The sequence below is a fragment of the Campylobacter sp. MIT 97-5078 genome, from assembly GCF_006864455.1.
Taxonomy (GTDB): Bacteria; Campylobacterota; Campylobacteria; order Campylobacterales; family Campylobacteraceae; genus Campylobacter_D.
Genome location: NZ_QHLK01000006.1, coordinates 18,037 through 35,815, shown reverse-complemented (window position 1 = coordinate 35,815; position 17,779 = coordinate 18,037). Strand labels below are relative to the sequence as shown.

Below are 17,779 nucleotides of genomic sequence, written 5' to 3'. Positions count from 1 at the left end.
ACATGTATAAGCTAGCCATTAACCGCCCTATCGCGACCTTGATGTTTTTTGTTGCTTTAATTATCTTTGGACTCATTTCAGCCTTTTCTATGCCTATAAATTTATATCCAAGAGTAAATATCCCTTTGATTAAGATCACAGCAGCTACGAGTGGAGATTTAAGTTTTATAGAAAGTAAGATCACTAAAGAGATTGAAAATGCTATCAGCGATATTGATGGCATTAAAAATATAAGCTCAGCAAGTTATGATAATTTTAGTATAAGTGTGGTTGAATTTGAGCTTAGCAAAGACCTTGAAATCGCAGCAAATGATGTGCGTGATAAGATAGGTGCTTTAAGTCTTAGCGTAAAGCCAAAGATAGAAAAAATTTCATCAGATGCAGGAAGTATTATCAGTCTTTTTATCTCCTCAAAAAGCAAAGATAGCCTTCATTTAATGAGAAGCGTTGATGAGAAATTAAAGCCTTTCTTACAACGCATTTTGGGCATTGGCAAGATCGAAACCATAGGCTTTTTAAAACCTCAAATTCGCATAAAACTTGATCCAGAAAAACTTAGCAAATACCACCTTAACGCCTTTGATATCGCACAAATCATTCAAAGTCAAAACTTCAAACAAGCCTTAGGCGAGCTAGAAAATGAGAAAGAAAATTTCATTATCAAGGGCTATTTTGAAGCGACAAGTCTTAAAGAATTAGGGCAAATCAGACTTATGCCGGGTGTTTTTTTAAACGATGTTGCAAACATAGAGCAAGGCTATGAAGATGCTAAGCAAGAAGCTTTTTTTGAAGGACAAAATGGAGTTTTGCTTGAGATAAACAAGATCAGTGGTTATAATGCTCTTGAAGCGATTAGAAATGTCAAGGCAAAGCTAGGCGAGTTTGAAAGGCTTGCTGGAGCTGATTTGAGCGTAAAAGTGGTGTATGATAAAAGCGAAAATATCAGCAAGCACCTTATGCAAGTGATCTTTGATCTTATTTTAGGCGTCATTTTAACGATGGTTATTGTGTTTTTGTTTTTGCGAAATTTAAGTGCAACTATCATCGCAAGCATTGCTATACCTTGTTCTATTATCGCGACTTTTTTTCTTATCGATAAACTTGGCTTTGATCTAAACCGCCTGACTTTCATTGCTTTAACGCTTAGTATTGGCATTTTTGTTGATGATGCTATAGTGGTGATTGAACATATTTCAAAAAAAATCACTACTTTAAGCCCATTGCAAGCTGCTTTTGAGGGCATTAGCGAGATAGGTTTTAGCGTGCTTAGCATTAGCGTGGTGCTTTTATGCGTTTTTATCCCTATTTCTTTTATGGACTCTGTGCCTGGCTTATTTTTTAATGCTCTTGGCATAAGTGTTGCGTGCGGGGTTGTGGTAAGCTTCTTGGTAGCAGTATTTTTAATCCCTAGCCTTTGTGCTCGCTTTTTAAACCCAGCCCAAAGCAAGTTTTATCAAAAAAGTGAAAAATTCTTTGAAAATATAGAACAAAGTTATCAAAGCCTACTTAGCAAAATCCTTAAAAACAAAGGAAAATTCATACTTTCAAGCTTTGCTATCATCGCTGTGTGTTTTTTCTTAGCAAGCAGGCTTGGACTTGATTTTTTACCAGAAGAAGATGACGCAGAGTTTCAAATTCAACTTGAACATAAGCAAAGTGCAAGCTTGGAAGCTATGCAAAATATCGCTCAAGAAATACTAAGAATGGTAAAAAGCGATAAAAGAGTAGAATACGCGTATTTGCTTTTAGGGTATAATGACGCCAAAGAAAGTAAAAAAGCTAAAATTTATGTCAAACTTAAGCCACTTGGTGATAGGGATAAAAGACAACCAGCCATTATCAATGAATACCGCCAAAAACTACACAATGAAAACTTAAAGATCAAAGTCCTATCCTTGCCTAAATTTGAAGGGGCTGGAATTGATGAGCCGGTGCAATTTGTCTTGCTAGGTGATGATATAAACGAGCTTTTAAGGGCGAGCGAGCGAGCAAAAGCTGTGCTAGCAAGCAATAAATTCATCAGCGATATAGATGATAATGCAAATTCTAAAAAGGGTGAGGTAGCTGTAAGTATTAACAAAGAGCTTGCTAAAAAGCTTAATGTCAATCCTGAGTATGCTGCTGGCGTGCTTGGTTACTCTTTTGGGCAGCTTAGTGTTGCAAGTATGAGTGTTGGGGATTTTAAAGATGAAGTGGTGCTTTCTTTTGATGAAAAATTTAAACAAGATATAAAAGCTCTTGAAAAAATAGAGATTAAGAACAATGATGGACTTGTTTTAAGCCTTGCGAGTATAGCTGATTTTGTATATAAAGAGGATTTGGGCACGATAAATCGCTATAACAAAAACCGCAGTGTTAAGATCACTGCAAGCAATGGAGAGTTGTCCTTAGGTAGCGTGCAAAACCTGCTTATATCAAATATAGATGAAATTCTAGGCCAAAACTCAAATTTAAACTATACTTTTTCTGGTTTTATTAGAATGCTTGGCGAAACCATTCATGGCTTTATCATTGTTGTAGCTTTAGCTTTGGTGTTGATTTATCTTGTTTTAGCAGCTTTATATGAAAGCTTGATCTTGCCTTTTATCATTATGCTTACGATGCCTTTAGCCTTTGCTGGGGCGTGTTTGGGGCTGTTTATCACAGGAAATTCTTTCTCGCTTTTCGTGCTAATAGCGATCATCTTGCTTTTTGGTATGGTAGGTAAAAATGCTATCTTGCTTGTTGATGTGGCAAATCAAAAGTGCCATGAGGGCTTAAAAGCTGATGATGCTCTTATAGAGGCTGGAAAACAAAGACTTAGAGCAATTTTAATGACAACTTTAGCGATGATTTTTGCTATGCTTCCACTTGCCTTAAGTAGAGGTTCAGGCTATGAGGGAAACTCACCTATGGCTATAGCTGTGATCTTTGGGCTTATTAGCTCAACCATACTCACCTTGCTCGTGGTGCCGGCTTTATTTTCCTTTGCATACAAGCTTGATGTGCGTTTAAGAAGGATTTATGAAAGAAAAAAGGTTTAAGCAAAATTTGAAATTTCACTTTTTTTGGTATAATCACTTTTGATTTTTAAATTTTTTAAGGATAAAAAAAATGAAAAAGAATGTTATCTTGCTTGGTGGAAGCAATTCCATAATGGTAAATGGCTTGCAAAAGGGATTAAAAGAAGGTATTGATATCTTAAATTCTAGTGATACTGGGGGGGGGGGGCTTAGAGTTTTATAATCTTGCCCTTGGTGGAAGCACAGCTCTACAAAATCTATACGAAATTATCCGTCACAAAGAACTCCTCAAAAATACTGAACTTATCATTACAGAGTCAAATGTCAATGAACTTCATGAAGTTTTTGTTCATTGTGATCTTTCTATAAGCAATATCTATAGAGATATATGCTGGCTTTACAAACATCTTGCTTCACTGAACAAAAAAATTCTAGTTTTATATTTAGCTGAGTATTTTATAAAAGACAATAGCCCACACAATACAATCAATTATATTCATAAAAAACTTTGTCTTGAATATGGCTTAAATTTTGTAGATATGCGTAAATACTTTGAAAAACACCATTTGGAAGAATTTGGTAGAAGATTTGATGGAGGAATTCATCAATTTGAGTTCATCATGCGGGAATTAGGTAAAAATATCATACAATCAATTCAAAATTTTAAGCTCCCCAAAACAGATTTTTGCAACGATAATCCCTCATTTAAAATATGCACACCTAAAGATATGAAAATTATTTGCGGAGAACTTATCAAAACAAATATGAAAAATTCAATGTATGATGAAGATATCTATAGAATAAATTCAAACACACGGCTTAAATTTACTCAACAATTTAACAACTGCACACTTTTAGGTATTCATAGTTGGAACAATGCAAGCCAATGGAAAGAAAAATTTAATCCACCAGCAAATTGGAACGAGTGTTTATATATCTATTCTAGTTTAGCTTTCTATAACAAGATTCAAACCATTACAAAGGAAGCATCGTTTCTGAAACAATTTATTAATTTAAATTTAAATTTTAAGATTGATTATCCAACTTTTATAGGAATCAATAAAAATAATTCATCTTTTAAAGAAAAGAATGTTCACGTTATTACATGGAGTGATAAATCTAAGCAAATCAACTTCTGTGATATAATAGCTTTTTTTCTTGCCAAAAATGATGGAAATTTCCACCAAGAACAAATTGATTTTAATGCTTTGGCTGAAAAAGATACACAAATCCCCAAAGAATACAACTTCGATCATCTCATACCGCCTATTGAGTTATACAAAGAAATCATCGATGAGTATTGTATCCGAACAGATCCAATAAAGCTTACTCCATTGCAAAACCAAATCAACGAGCTTAAAAGATTTAATGAAAATTTAAACTTAGCCAAAGCAAGAGTGCATAAACATTTAGCCTACAAACTAGGACTTGCTTTGATTATCAGCTCAAAGTCTTTGCTTGGATATCTTAGAATGCCTTTTATCTTAAGCTATACAAAAGCACAGCATAGTTTTGAACTTAAGAAATATCAAAATGCTATTGCTAAAAATCCAAATTTAAAACTTCCTCCCTTAGAAAACTATCCGGACTATAAAGAAGCTTTACAAGAAAAGCAATGCCTTACTTATAAGCTTGGACTTGCTTTAATGCAGGCTGATAAAACTTGGTATAAAGGTGGGTATGTGAAGTTTTATTTTGAAAGTAAAAGGTTAAAAAGAGAATTTAAGAATAAAGTTTAGACATTGTTTTTACAAATTTTACGATCGAAGATAAGGTTTAAACTTAGCAAAATCATAAGTTTTTTTTGCACGCTTAAGTAGCTTTTTACTTTGACTGCGTTAGAATTTAGATTTTGAATGAATTGGAGTTTATATGGAAATCTTTGGTTTTGATCTTGCATATGTCTTTATCGGCATTATTTCAGGCATAGCTTCCGGGCTTTTTGGTATAGGTGGGGGTATGATTATCGTGCCTTTTACTTTGATTTTAGGACTTAGCTCTCATCATGCTATTGCTATGTCTGTGGTGCAAATGATCTTTGCTTCGGTTTTTGGCTCATATATCAACTACAAAAAAAAGAATTTAAATCTCAAAGACGGACTTTTTGTCGGACTTGGCGGTATTATTGGGGCAAGTTTTAGTGGGGTTGTAGTGAATTTTTTCACAGACATTACCCTAACAGCTGTATTTTTGTGCATCAATATAGTCTTTTTTCTCAAATACGCCTTTAGCATACAAAATCCTATAAACTCGGAACAAAAAGGGAAGTTCTTAAAGAATTTCATACTTGTGTGTGCTGGGATTTTCACAGGCGTTTTTGCCATATCTTTGGGTATAGGTGGTGGGCTTTTAATCGCTTCTATTTTAGGGTATTTTTTGGGCTATGATAGTAAAAGAGTAGTCTCTTTATCGCTTTTTTTTGTAATTTTTGCAAGCGTTTCAGGCACAATAAGCTTTGTTACTCAAGGCGTTATTGATGAAAGTGTGGTAAAAAATGGTATCATCATAGGCTTAGGCTCTATGTTAGGCGTTTATTTAGGTATTAAAATAGTCCAAAATATGAAACTTGACGCACACAAAAAAGCACTTTTAGCCATTTACATCCTTTCTATAAGCCTGACTGGAATTTCTTTACTTCGCAAGCTTGGTATCATCTCTTTTTCGCTTTAAAGAAAGGATTTTATGCTACAATAGCAGCTTTGAAATTAAGGATTATAAAATGAACGATAGCATAAAAATCATCGGTGCAAGGGAAAATAATCTTAAAAATATCAATCTTGAACTTCCAAAAAATAAGCTTGTCGTTTTTACCGGACTTTCAGGATCAGGTAAATCAACGCTTGCCTTTGCTACTCTTTATGCAGAAGGACAAAGACGTTATATAGAAAGCTTAAGTGCATATGCAAGGCAGTTTTTAGATAAAGTTGGCAAGCCAGATGTTGATAAGATAGAGGGCTTAACCCCAGCCATAGCCATAGATCAAAAAACCACTTCTAAAAATCCTCGCTCCACAGTTGGGACAATCACAGAAATTTATGATTATTTGCGTTTATTATATGCTAGAATAGGCACTCAACACTGCCACAAATGCGGTAAAACCATTTCTAGCATGAGTATACAGGACATTAGTAATGAAATTTTAAAGCTTCCACATGGAGCTAAAATCATCATTTACGCTCCACTTATACGTGAGAAAAAAGGCACTTTTAACGATTTACTTGAAAGCCTTGTAGCAAAAGGCTATGTAAGGGCTTTAATAGATGGAGTTTTAGTTAGACTTGATGAAGAAATAGAGCTTTCAAAGACAAAAAAACACAGCATCAAGCTCGTCATTGATCGCTTAGAAATTCAAGATGATTTGCTTGCTCGCTTAAGTTCTGATATAGAAAAAGGCTTGCAAGAAAGTTATGGTGAGCTTGAAGTTGAGGTTTTAAATGCTGATGAACTAGGCATTAGTAAGCATTATCATTATAGTGAGCATAATGCTTGTTTTGATTGTAAAATTTCTTTTAATGAGCTTGAACCTTTAAGCTTTTCTTTTAATTCCCCAAAAGGAGCATGTGAAACTTGTGATGGGCTTGGAATTCGCTATACTCTTGATATGAAAAAGCTTATTGATGAGAATTTGAGTATTGAAAATGGAGCGATTAAAACCATGTATGGTTTTAATAAAAGCTATTATTATAAGTTTTTGCTTGCCTTTTGTGAACAAAATGAAATCAACACAAAAAAGTCTTTTGGCGAGCTTAGTGAAGATGAAAAACGTTTGGTGCTTTATGGTAATGCTAAAGAAATTAACTTTTTGTGGAAAAAACACCGCCTAAAACGCACTTTTGAAGGGGTTGTAAAAATCGCTTATGATATGCTTAAAGATGAAAGAGATTTAGAAGACTTTATGAGCGAAAAAATTTGTAAGGATTGTGGCGGACATAGACTTAAGCCTGAAAGTTTGGCTGTAAGGGTTGCAAATAAGGGCTTGGGCGAAATTTTAGATATGAGTGTGGAAGATTGTGTGAGTTTTTTTTCAAATGAAAAGCATTTTAAGGCTTTAAATACACAAGCAAAACTCATCGCAAGTCCTATTTTAAAAGAGATTAATGAAAGGCTTTTTTTTCTTTTTGATGTGGGCTTAGGCTATCTTTCTTTAGGACGCGATGCAAGAACCATTAGCGGAGGCGAGGCTCAACGCATACGCATAGCCTCTCAAATTGGCTCTGGGCTAAGTGGAGTGATGTACGTTTTAGATGAGCCTAGCATAGGACTTCATGAAAGAGATACGCAAAAGCTCATTAAAACACTACGAAATTTACAAGCTAAGGGCAATACCTTAATCGTAGTTGAGCATGATAAAATGACTATAAAAGAGGCTGATTTTATCGTTGATATTGGTCCTAAGGCTGGTAAATTTGGTGGAGAGGTTGTTTTTGCTGGCACTTATAAAGAGCTTTTAAAAAGCAAGAGTGAAACAGCTTTATATATGAATGGTAAAAAAAACATAGAGCATTTTAAAAACCGCCCTCAAAAAGACTGGCTTGAGCTTAAAAATGTAAATATCAATAATATCAAAAATTTAAATGCTCGATTTCCTTTGCAAAATTTAGTTGCCATTACAGGTGTTTCAGGCTCTGGTAAAAGTTCACTCATACTTCAAACCTTACTTCCTTTTGCTCAAGAAGAACTAAATCGCGCAAGAAAGGTAAAAACCTTAAGCGGAGTGCAAATTGAAGGACTTGATAAGCTTGATAAGGTGATTTATCTTGATCAAAGCCCAATAGGACGCACTCCAAGATCAAATCCAGCCACTTATACAGGAGCGATGGATGAGATAAGAAATCTTTTTGCCAGCACCAAAGAAGCAAAGATGAGAGGCTATAAGGCTGGACGTTTTAGCTTTAATGTCAAAGGCGGACGCTGTGAAAAGTGTAGCGGGGACGGCGAGATTAAAATAGAAATGCATTTTTTACCAGATGTTATGGTCGTTTGTGATGTGTGCAAGGGTAAAAGATATAATGAAGCAACCCTAGAAATCAAATACAAAGGCAAGAGCATAGCTGATATTTTAGCCATGAGCATAATCGAAGCCAATGAATTTTTTGCTTCTGTGCCTCGTATCAAACAAAAGCTTGATACTCTTGTGAAAGTGGGGCTTGACTATCTTACCTTAGGGCAAAATGCCACGACTTTAAGCGGAGGAGAAGCTCAACGTATAAAGCTTGCAAAAGAACTGAGCCGAAGCGACACAGGAAAAACCCTTTATATCTTAGATGAGCCAACAACGGGGCTGCATTTTGAAGATGTCAATAAACTCATCTTAGTTTTGCAACACTTAGTTGATCTTAAAAATTCAGTTTTTGTCATAGAACATAATTTAGATGTGATTAAAAACGCTGATTATCTCATAGATATGGGACCAGAAGGCGGGGTAAAGGGCGGAAAAATCATCGCTCATGGCAGCGTAGAAAAAGTGGCTAAAGAATATAAAAAAAGCGGCTCTTATACAGGAAAATTTCTTGCTCTTGAACTTAAAAATGAGAAGTAAAAGGCAGGTAAATGAGAGCTTATTTAATCGATGCTGAAAATATAAATTTTGATAGCTTTATCAAACAAAAAAGCTTTAAGAAAAAAGATTATTTTTATATCATCGGCAATTCAACCTTGAAATTTTCTCTTTTTACCTTACGTTTCTTGCAAAATAAAAAGCTTAAAATTTATGATTTTAATGAGTGTAGTAAGGATTATGCAGATAAGATTATTTTAAGCTTACTTGGCTTTTTACTGGCTAAAAAGAAAATTAAAAAATGTTTTATAGTAAGCAATGATAAGATTTTTTCAAGGCTTGATTTTACAAAAGAGCTTTACAAAAAACGCGTAAAAATACTTTCACCAAGTAATGATAAGATCAAAAAAATACAAGAATCAGCCTATCATATAGAGCTTTTTGAGAAAAATGAAAGACTTATTAAGAATTTAAGAGAAGAAAGTGTGGATTTAGGCGAGTTTCACCGCCTTTTACAAAAGCATTTTAAAATTCACGGAACATTGATTTATAAGTATCTCAAGCAAGAAAAGAATGAGGAATTTTTCACACTGAAAAAAACCAAGCTTTTGCTTGAAAAGCCAAATTCTTCAAAAGGGCTTCAAAGCTCTTCAAAAAATGATGAACAGGTGCTTGAGCTTATACCAAATATAAAGCTACTAAGTCATGATAACAAAGTTTCACAAGAAGATAGAAGTTTTAATGAAGCTCAAGAAGAAAATTTAAAAAAAGAACAAGAAGCAAACACCCAAAATTTCACTCAAAAAAAACAAATACACACTCAAAACAAACACAAAAAAAGTTTAAAAAACATTCAAGCTTTAAATTCAAACGAGGATAAAACCCTGTCTTTAAAAACTACACACCCACAAACGCAAGAAAATAATCTCAAAGAAAAGCTTTTTAAACAGCTTTTTAATCCGCTTAAACTCTTTAAAAAATAGTTTTATTTAAATTTGAAATTAAATTTGCTTATGTTAAAATGAAGTCCAAAAAAGCTTAATAAAAATACACGATGCAAATTTCAAATCAATACGCCCTTACACAGAGCTTAACAAGGCATTAAATGAAGCTTATAGATGAACTTGATAAATAAGGTAAAGTAAAGTTTTTCTGTGTGGTTTTCAGCTACCATTCTTAGCTTTCAAAGAAACACTTTTGCATAAATTCAAAATAAACTCAATACTCAAAATCCAGCTTTATTTTCTTTTCAAGATGAGTTCAGTCAAAACACGAAAGCACTTTATGCCACCAAAAATACTGATATATCAAAATCAAACGATGATTATATTGCAAAAGCAAAGATCCAAACCTTTATAAAAAATAAAAACAAAGTAAATCACAAAGACTAACTTCGCTTTGCATAATCTGTATTTTGCGGAATAAAACCACTTTTAAACCTCCTCAAAACTTCGATCAAGTAAGGCTATAAGCTCGGTATTATCGTTTGTTCTAGCATAATCAAGAGCAGTTTTACCCTGTGCGTCTTTGATATCTATGTTTGCTCCAGCCTTAATGAGCTTGCTTGCCTTTTGTGTTAAATTTGCCTTAACAGCTACAAGCAAGGGCGTATCGCCTTCTTGATCGATAAAATCAGTGCCGATTTTACAAAGCCTTTTAAATATCGTATCATCAGTGCTATCAAACCATAGATAATAACACAAGCACACTTCCTCAGCCTTTATTTTATAGCCATTTTTAAGCATATATTCAAGTATTGCCTCGCTTGCCTCGCTCACAGCTAAAAAAAGCTTGCCAGCAAAACTAAAGCCAGACTTTTCAATAAGATATTTAAAGCTTGCAAGGCTTTGAAATTTCATCGTCCTATCAAGCAAGCTTAAATCCTCTTCATCTCTAAGCTCCTTTAAATAAGGTTTTGTTTGAAGTAAAAACTCAAGACTTTTAAGCTTACCAAAACTCGCAGCAAGGAAAATTGGATGTTTGCACATATCTTTTATGCTTTGATCTTGATATTTTTCAAGCCTTGTTATATCATCATCTAAAACAGCCAAAGAAAGCCTATCAAAACGCTCATCATCACTTAAAATTTGAAAATCAATCTTATCAAAATGTTCGTTCAGCCACTCAAAGGCTATAAACTCAGCATTCAAAAGAGCAAAATGCCCCGCATGCAAAGGCAGTTTAAAGCCCTTTATCTGCACACTTTCATCTTTTAAACCCTGCTTGTGTAAAAAATCAAGCATAAACAAATCCCCGCACAAAGCACTAAAACTTAAAAGCCCCACTTTATCAAGGCTTAAGTTTAAAGTTTTTGTCCCACTAAAAGCCCTAAATTTCGCTTTCTTTCCGCACTTCACATTTAAAGCATGATGTAAAAGTTCAGCACTCAAACAAGGCTTTAAAGCCTGCTCTTTTTGAGTTTTTCTCAAAATATCAGCAAAAGAATCTTCATCATAAGCGTTAAATTTAAGCTCTTGTCCTAAGATAGCTTTAAACACATTTGCTTCTAGCTTATACATAAGCGCATAATGAAGCAAAGCAAATCCCCTAAAATCCCTTGCTTCATACCATTTATCAAAGCCAAGTAAAATAAGATAAAAGGCAAGATAATCTTTTTGCTGTAAATAACTTAAAGCCTTATAAAAAGGTGAGTTTAAAGCCCTTAAAAGCCAAATAACAAAAGCCAAACAAATAATATCTAAAACCAAGCTTAAAAATTTAGCTTGATATAGGCTTAAGCATATATCTACAAATACAAATAAAACAAATGCTAAACAAAGCTTTTTATATAAAGCTATACTACCAGCTTTTGATCTTAAAAGCTCTATAATAGCCACCAAAATCAAAGTGATCATTAAAACTGAATTTGCAAGGTAAAAATAAGTCATCATGATAGTCCTTTGCAAGAAATTTTAACCTAAATTTGTCAAAAAATTTAAATTTCAGCTTTAAATTTGTTATAATCTTAGTCTTTAAGGTAAAAATTAAAGCAACAAAATACTTTCAAACAACATAAAAAGGCAAACAAAATGAACTTTGATGAACTCATCAACAGAAAAAACACCAATTCACTTAAGTATGGTAATAATAATTTGCCTATGTGGGTGGCAGATATGGACTTCAAAGTTGCTCCTTGCATACAAGAGGCTATGCAAAAAAGGCTAGATCATGGCATATTTGGCTATACTTGCTTAGATGAAATTTTTTTTAAGCATATCATAGCATGGTGGGATAAAAAGCATAACGCAAAAATCAAACGCGAAAGTCTTGTCTTTAGCAATGGCATAGTGCCAACTTTAGGTGCTTTGCTAAGAATTTTAAGCGATAAAGGCGATAGGATTTTACTTCAAAGCCCTGTTTATCATGCTTTTTTTCATGTTATCAAGCAAAATGAAAGAGTAGTTTTAGAAAATAAAATGCTTTATAAAAATAGACTTTATAGTATCGATTTTAAGGATTTAGAGCAAAAACTTGTTAAAGATAAGCCAAAAATCATGATAGTTTGCAATCCGCACAATCCTATAGGTAAAATTTTTAGCGAAGAAGAACTAAGGCTTATCAGCAAGCTTTGTAGGGCTCATAACACCATACTTATCAGCGATGAAATTCATTGTGATATAGTCGAAAAAGGCTTTGCTTATACAAGCATGGCAAAAATCGATGAAAATGCCATCATCATGCTTTCAAGCACAAAGGCTTTTAATCTTGCGGCCTTAGCTGGCTCTTATAGTGTGATTAATGACAAAAGTGTGCGTTTAAAGCTTCAAAAAGAGCTTATAAAATCTGGCTTAAGTATGCCAAATCCTTTTTTCATCGTCGCAAACAACGCGGCTCTTAGCAAAGGACAAGCTTGGCTAGAACAAATGAATGCTTATATTAAGCAAAACAAAAGATTTGCAACTGAATTTATCGAAGCAAAAACACCTTGCAAAGTCGTGCGTGGGGAGGCTTTATATCTGATCTGGGTAGATTGTTCAACATTTTGCAAAGATACAAGCAAGCTCTATGAGTTTTTAAAGTCAAATTTTAAGCTACAAGTTTCTAATGGCAAGGATTTTGGAGGCAATGGCAAGTTTTTTTTAAGGATAAATATAGCCTGTCCTGAGACTACGCTTAAAAAAGGCTTAAAACTCTTTGAGGCTGGCGTAAAAGCCTTTATCAAGCGTTGATTTTGCTTTACTTGAGCTTATCATTAAGCAAATTTAAAAAAAGCTACAATCATGCTTGAAAGCTTTTCTTATCTTGGGCTTTTTGCGATCAGTTTTATCTCAGCAAGTCTTTACCCTTTAGCTTCTGAAGCCTTTGTGATGGGCTTTTTATTTCAAGGCTTTTCACCTTTTTGGGTATTTTTCATCGCCACACTTGGTAACACACTTGGGGCTTTAAGCACCTATTTACTAGGCTTTTTAGGCAAAAGTTTTATACTTGAAAAATACTTTCGCAAAAGTCTTTTAAGGCTTGAAAAGATGAATTTAAATTTCAAGTGCTTTGGCTATGCTTTTGCCTTTTTTACCTTTTTGCCTTTAATAGGCGATCTTTTTGCCCTCGCTCTTGGACTTGCTCGTTATAATATACTCAAAACCATATTTTTTATCGCACTTGGCAAAGCTTTTAGGTATGGGGTTTTAATTGTTTTTGCATTATATTTTAAGGGGTAAAATTTGAATATTTTTCAAAGCATAGGCTTTTTCTTTTTAGCATGCTTATTTGAAGTGGGTGGTGCATATTTGGTGTGGCTTTGGGCTATGGTATTTGATAAATTTAAGCCTGATTTTTTGATATTTTGGGTTCAGCTTTAGCCTTGCTTGGAGTAGCACTTATAGCTTTTGCACCAAGATAAAGAGTTTTTTACAAACAAAACTTATGGGGTTAAATAAAAATTTTATGGAAAATTAATATAATTTCAAAAAATTAACTCAAAAAGGAACATTTTATGCTAAAAATCTTTAAAAAACTAAGAAAAAGGCTTAGGGTGTGGGACTTATATATTGATAAATTGCAATACAAGCTCGAGGATATAGAGCAAAGGCTTATTGAGGGAAATAAGCAATTTATAAATTTGCAATGCGATATAAAGCAAGAATTTACCAAACAAGATGAGCGACTTATTAATTTAGAGTGCAATACAAACATTATTTACAGCATACGCAACGAACTTACTTTCATAAAAATACTTTTACAGGAAAATTCAAACTCAAATTCTGTCTTTAATAGCATTTACAAAAATAACTATTGGGGACAAGGCTCAGGACCTGGCTCAAATGAGCAATTTTGTGCAGGATATGTTGAATTTTTGCAGGATTTTTTCAAAAAATATTATATTAAAAGCATAGTTGATTGTGGGTGTGGGGATTGGCAATTTTCTAAAAATATAAACTTTAATGGCATTGATTATAAAGGTTTTGATGTGGCAAGTTTTGTAGTGGAAAACAATAGCAAAAATTATCATAAAGAAAATATTCAATTTTTTCTTTATGATGGAGATTTTTCTACCTTGCCAAGCGCTGATCTTATCATCTGCAAGGATGTTTTGCAGCACTTACCAAATGCTAAAATCAAAGAATTTATAGCCAATTTACATAAATATAAATTTGCTCTTATTACTAATGATATAGCTGAAAATGTAAATGGCGATATAAGTCTTGGGGGTTATAGATGCCTTGATTTAAGGAAAGAGCCTTTTAATCTTAATATGCAAATTCTTTATACTTTACATAGAATGCCAAAAGCTCCAGATATGCCTGTTATGCTTTGGGAAAATAAAGATTTAAAAGCTTAAATTTGCTTTATCTTAGCTCTTTTTGCTATAATACCCCAAGACTTCAGCAAAAAGAGTAAAATCATGAAAACTTTAACAATTATTGACACTTTTGGCTTTTTTTTTAGATTATTTTATGCTCTAAAGGGTTTTAGAAATTCTAAGGGCAAACCAAGTGGTATGGTCGCTGGTTTTGCAAATTTTATTTATAGCTTAAAAAACGAACACAAAAGTGATTATATCATCTTTGCACTTGATAGCAAGGGTAAAACTTTTCGTTCTCAAATCGATCCAAACTACAAGATCAACCGCACCCCGCCCCCAACTGAACTTTTAGAACAAATCCCAATTTGCATTGAAATGATTGAAAAAATGGGCTTTTTAAGTGTTTCTCGTGAAGGGTATGAGGCTGATGACATCATCGCTTCTATGGTAAAAGAATGCGAAAATAAAGATATTTTTATACGTATCATCACACAGGATAAAGACTTATATCAACTTATCAAAGATGATAAAGTTAGCATTTATAGCCCTATTTCAAAAAATGATTATGGTGAAGCCGCTTGCGTTGAAAAATACGGCGTCAAACCTTCTCAAATCAAAGATTTTCTTGCCCTTTGTGGAGACACTTCAGATAATATACCCGGTGTTAAAGGCATAGGCACAAAGGGTGCAAAAACATTACTTAATGAGTTTAACTCTTTAGAAGGAATTTATGAAAATCTCATGCTCATTCGCAACGAAAGGAGCAAAAAACTGCTTTTAGAAGGCAAAGAAAATGCCTTTTTGAGCAAAAAACTTGCATCTTTGTATGAAAATTTAGAAGTTGGAAATTTGCTTGAAAATGCTTTGTATCCAGATGATGAGCCACTCTTAAAAGTTTTTGATATACTTGAAGAATATGAGCTTAATGTTTTGCTAAAAAAACTTCGCCAAAGTCCAGAAAATAAAGACAAAAATTTAGGCTTTAAAGCTCGTTTGATCCTTGATGAAAATGAATTGTTTGAAATTTTACAAAGCCTTGATGAAGAAAGTATTATTGCTTTTGATACCGAAACAACAGGACTTGACACAAAAAGTGCAAAGATCGTAGGCTTTAGTTTTTGCATGAACGAGCAAGTGGCATTTTATATACCTTTAGCCCATTCTTATCTTGGTGTGCCAGCTCAAATTTCGCTCTTAAGTGCAAAAAAGGCTATAGAAAAGATTTTCACACATTTTGTGGTAGGGCATAATCTTAAATTTGACTTTAAGATTATCAAGCAAAACTTTAATCTCTTACCCCCAGCAAAATATGCTGATACTATGATCTTAGCATGGCTTTTTAATCCAAGCTTAAGAGTGAATATGGACGATTTAGCCCAAAGGCTATTTGATTATGAAACCTTGCAGTTTGAAAGTCTTGTTAAAAAAGGCGAAAGCTTTGCAAGTGTAGAACTTGAAAAGGCGTGTTTGTATGCTGCTGAAGACGCATATGTTACACTAAGATTTTATTTATATTTTTTGCAGAATTTAGAACCAAAACTTTTAGATTTAGCTTTTAAGAGCGAATTTGAGTTTATCAAAGTCATTATGATGATGGAAGAAAATGGTATCAAACTTGATACGCAAAGCCTTGAAGTATTGATGAGTCGTTTTGAAAAAGACATTAAAGTGTTGAGCGAAGAAATTTACACGCTTTGCGAGGATAGATTTAACCTTAACTCGCCAAAACAAGTTGGTGATATACTCTTTGAAAAGCTCAAATTACCAAGTGGCAAAAAGGGCAAAACAGGGTATTCAACCGATGAAAAAGTGCTTAATGAGCTTATCGATAAGCACCCTTGCATCAGCAAAATCCTTGCTTATAGAGAACTAGCCAAGCTTTACTCGACGTATTGTGAGCCACTTTTAAAACTTGCTTTAAAAGATGAAAAATCAAGAATTTACTCAAGTTTTTTACAAACCGGCACCGCTACAGGACGTCTTTCTTCAAAAGAGCCAAATTTACAAAACATACCAGCACACGGACAATACGCAAAAGATTATAAAACTTGCTTTGTGGCTAAGGAAGGTTTTAGCTTTTTAAGCATAGATTATTCGCAAATCGAGCTAAGAATGCTGGCTCATTTTAGCGAAGATCAAAAGCTTTTAGAAGCTTTTAAAAATGATGAAGATATACATGCAAAAACAGCTACTATGATCTTTGGCGAGAGTAATTATGAAACAAGAAGTATCGCAAAAAGTATTAACTTTGGACTGATTTATGGCATGGGTTATAAAACCTTAAGTCAAAATTTAAACATTAAAGCTGAACTCGCTAAAAGCTATATAGAACGATATTTTGAGAATTTCACAAGCATAAAAAGCTATTTTGAAAAGGTAAAAAGCGAAGCAAAAAAAGTTGGATTTATCAGCACATTAAGTGGTAGGAAGCGGTATTTTAATTTCACCGATGCTAAACCTATGCAAGTAGCTATGTTTGAAAGAGAAAGCGTAAATTCCATACTTCAAGGCTCAGCAGCTGATATTATCAAGCTTGCCATGCTTGAGATCGCTAAAGTCTTAGATGATGAAAAAAAGCTCATTTTGCAAATTCATGATGAGCTTATTTTTGAGGTAAAAGATGAATTTATAAAAAAATTTAGCGATTTTGCTCAAAATATTATGCAAAATATAGTAAAATTAAAAGTTAATTTAAAAACCTCAGCTAGCATTGCGAAAAATTGGGGTGATTTAAAATAAAATAAGGAGCATTTAAAATATGGATTTAACAACTATACTAGGTATGATACTCGCTACAGCAAGTATTTCTGTGGGCGATATTTTAGAGGGTGGAAACCCTTTGCATGTTATACATCTTAGCTCCCTTCTTATTGTGATCCCAACAGCTGCTTTTTGTGCAATGACAGCAACACATAAAAAGATTGTCAAAGCTGCTTTTAGCGAACTTAAAATCGTCTTTACCGGTGCAAAGGTTAATCTTGGTGAAAGGATAGCCCAACTCATTGAGTTTTCAATCATCGCAAGAAGAGACGGCTTACTCGCACTTGAATCAAAAACAAACGATATAGAAAATGAATTTTTAAGAAATGCCTTGATGATGCTTGTTGATGGCAAAAGTTTTGATGAGATCAGAGAAGCAATGGAAATTCAAACTGAAGAGCTTGAAGAACATTATAAAGAGTGTGGTGAGTATTGGTTGCGTTTTGGCGAAACTTGTCCTACTATGGGACTTGTTGGAGCGGTTATGGGGCTTATGCTGGCTCTACAAAAACTTGATAATCCTCAAGAAATGGCACTTGGTATCGCAGGAGCTTTTACAGCAACGGTTACGGGTATATTTGGTTGTTATGCACTTTTTGCACCTTGGGGCAATAAAATGAGAGCTAATGGTATGGATTTAGTTAAAGAACAAAGAGTGATTACCGAAGCTATCAAAGGTATAGCAGAAGGAGCTAACCCAAGAGACTTAGAAGCTAAACTTTTTAATTTCTTAAGTCATGGCGATGTGCGAATTTCACAATTTGAAAAATAATAAAG

13 protein-coding genes are annotated in these 17,779 nt (G+C 33.8%); 12 read left to right on the top strand and 1 reads right to left on the bottom strand.

What is annotated here, in order from left to right:
• Positions 1-2 precede the first annotated feature (2 nt).
• The 6 genes from DMB91_RS04405 to DMB91_RS04385 all read left to right on the top strand — a co-directional run bounded on the left by DMB91_RS04405 (position 3) and on the right by DMB91_RS04385 (position 9,482).
• A complete protein-coding gene (locus DMB91_RS04405) occupies positions 3-3,023 on the top strand; it encodes an efflux RND transporter permease subunit (protein WP_034905412.1) in 3,021 nt (1,006 codons plus the stop codon).
• A 70-nt stretch (positions 3,024-3,093) separates the two neighbouring features.
• The gene (locus DMB91_RS09085) at positions 3,094-3,225 is read left to right on the top strand and encodes a hypothetical protein (RefSeq protein WP_260604875.1); all 132 of its coding nucleotides are present in this window, start codon (positions 3,094-3,096) and stop codon (positions 3,223-3,225) included.
• Positions 3,191-4,741, top strand: coding sequence for an SGNH/GDSL hydrolase family protein (locus tag DMB91_RS04400; protein ID WP_143116829.1), 1,551 nt, complete (start codon positions 3,191-3,193; stop codon positions 4,739-4,741). The genes DMB91_RS09085 and DMB91_RS04400 overlap by 35 nt, the downstream gene beginning before the upstream one ends.
• Positions 4,742-4,874: 133 nt before the next feature.
• Entirely contained in the window at positions 4,875-5,672 is a 798-nt protein-coding gene (locus tag DMB91_RS04395) for a sulfite exporter TauE/SafE family protein (RefSeq protein ID WP_034905416.1), read from the top strand.
• A 49-nt stretch (positions 5,673-5,721) separates the two neighbouring features.
• Complete coding sequence (gene uvrA, locus DMB91_RS04390; RefSeq protein ID WP_034905418.1) at positions 5,722-8,541, top strand: excinuclease ABC subunit UvrA; 2,820 nt, start codon at positions 5,722-5,724, stop codon at positions 8,539-8,541.
• Between the two features lie 11 nt (positions 8,542-8,552).
• Positions 8,553-9,482, top strand: coding sequence for a hypothetical protein (locus tag DMB91_RS04385; protein WP_052043218.1), 930 nt, complete (start codon positions 8,553-8,555; stop codon positions 9,480-9,482).
• Positions 9,483-9,932: 450 nt separating this feature from the next.
• Here DMB91_RS04385 and DMB91_RS04380 read toward each other — a convergent pair whose 3' ends face one another.
• Positions 9,933-11,390 (bottom strand): ankyrin repeat domain-containing protein, encoded by a 1,458-nt coding sequence (locus DMB91_RS04380; RefSeq protein WP_052043219.1) that lies wholly within the window; start codon positions 11,388-11,390, stop codon positions 9,933-9,935.
• Positions 11,391-11,528: 138 nt separating this feature from the next.
• Here DMB91_RS04380 and DMB91_RS04375 point away from each other — a divergent pair, with 138 nt between their 5' ends.
• The 6 genes from DMB91_RS04375 to motA all read left to right on the top strand — a co-directional run bounded on the left by DMB91_RS04375 (position 11,529) and on the right by motA (position 17,774).
• The gene (locus DMB91_RS04375) at positions 11,529-12,668 is read left to right on the top strand and encodes a MalY/PatB family protein (RefSeq protein ID WP_034905422.1); all 1,140 of its coding nucleotides are present in this window, start codon (positions 11,529-11,531) and stop codon (positions 12,666-12,668) included.
• 51 nt (positions 12,669-12,719) lie between these two features.
• The gene (locus DMB91_RS04370; protein WP_034905424.1) at positions 12,720-13,157 is read left to right on the top strand and encodes a YqaA family protein; all 438 of its coding nucleotides are present in this window, start codon (positions 12,720-12,722) and stop codon (positions 13,155-13,157) included.
• Between the two features lie 3 nt (positions 13,158-13,160).
• Positions 13,161-13,298, top strand: a complete 138-nt coding sequence (locus DMB91_RS04365) for a hypothetical protein (RefSeq protein WP_185900261.1) — start codon at positions 13,161-13,163, stop codon at positions 13,296-13,298.
• 134 nt (positions 13,299-13,432) lie between these two features.
• Complete coding sequence (locus tag DMB91_RS04360) at positions 13,433-14,278, top strand: class I SAM-dependent methyltransferase (protein WP_052043220.1); 846 nt, start codon at positions 13,433-13,435, stop codon at positions 14,276-14,278.
• Between the two features lie 63 nt (positions 14,279-14,341).
• Positions 14,342-16,981: a DNA polymerase I gene (gene polA / locus DMB91_RS04355; RefSeq protein ID WP_034905426.1), complete on the top strand. Its 2,640-nt coding sequence runs from the start codon at positions 14,342-14,344 to the stop codon at positions 16,979-16,981.
• A gap of 19 nt (positions 16,982-17,000) precedes the next feature.
• Positions 17,001-17,774 (top strand): flagellar motor stator protein MotA, encoded by a 774-nt coding sequence (gene motA / locus DMB91_RS04350; protein ID WP_143116828.1) that lies wholly within the window; start codon positions 17,001-17,003, stop codon positions 17,772-17,774.
• Positions 17,775-17,779: the final 5 nt, after the last annotated feature.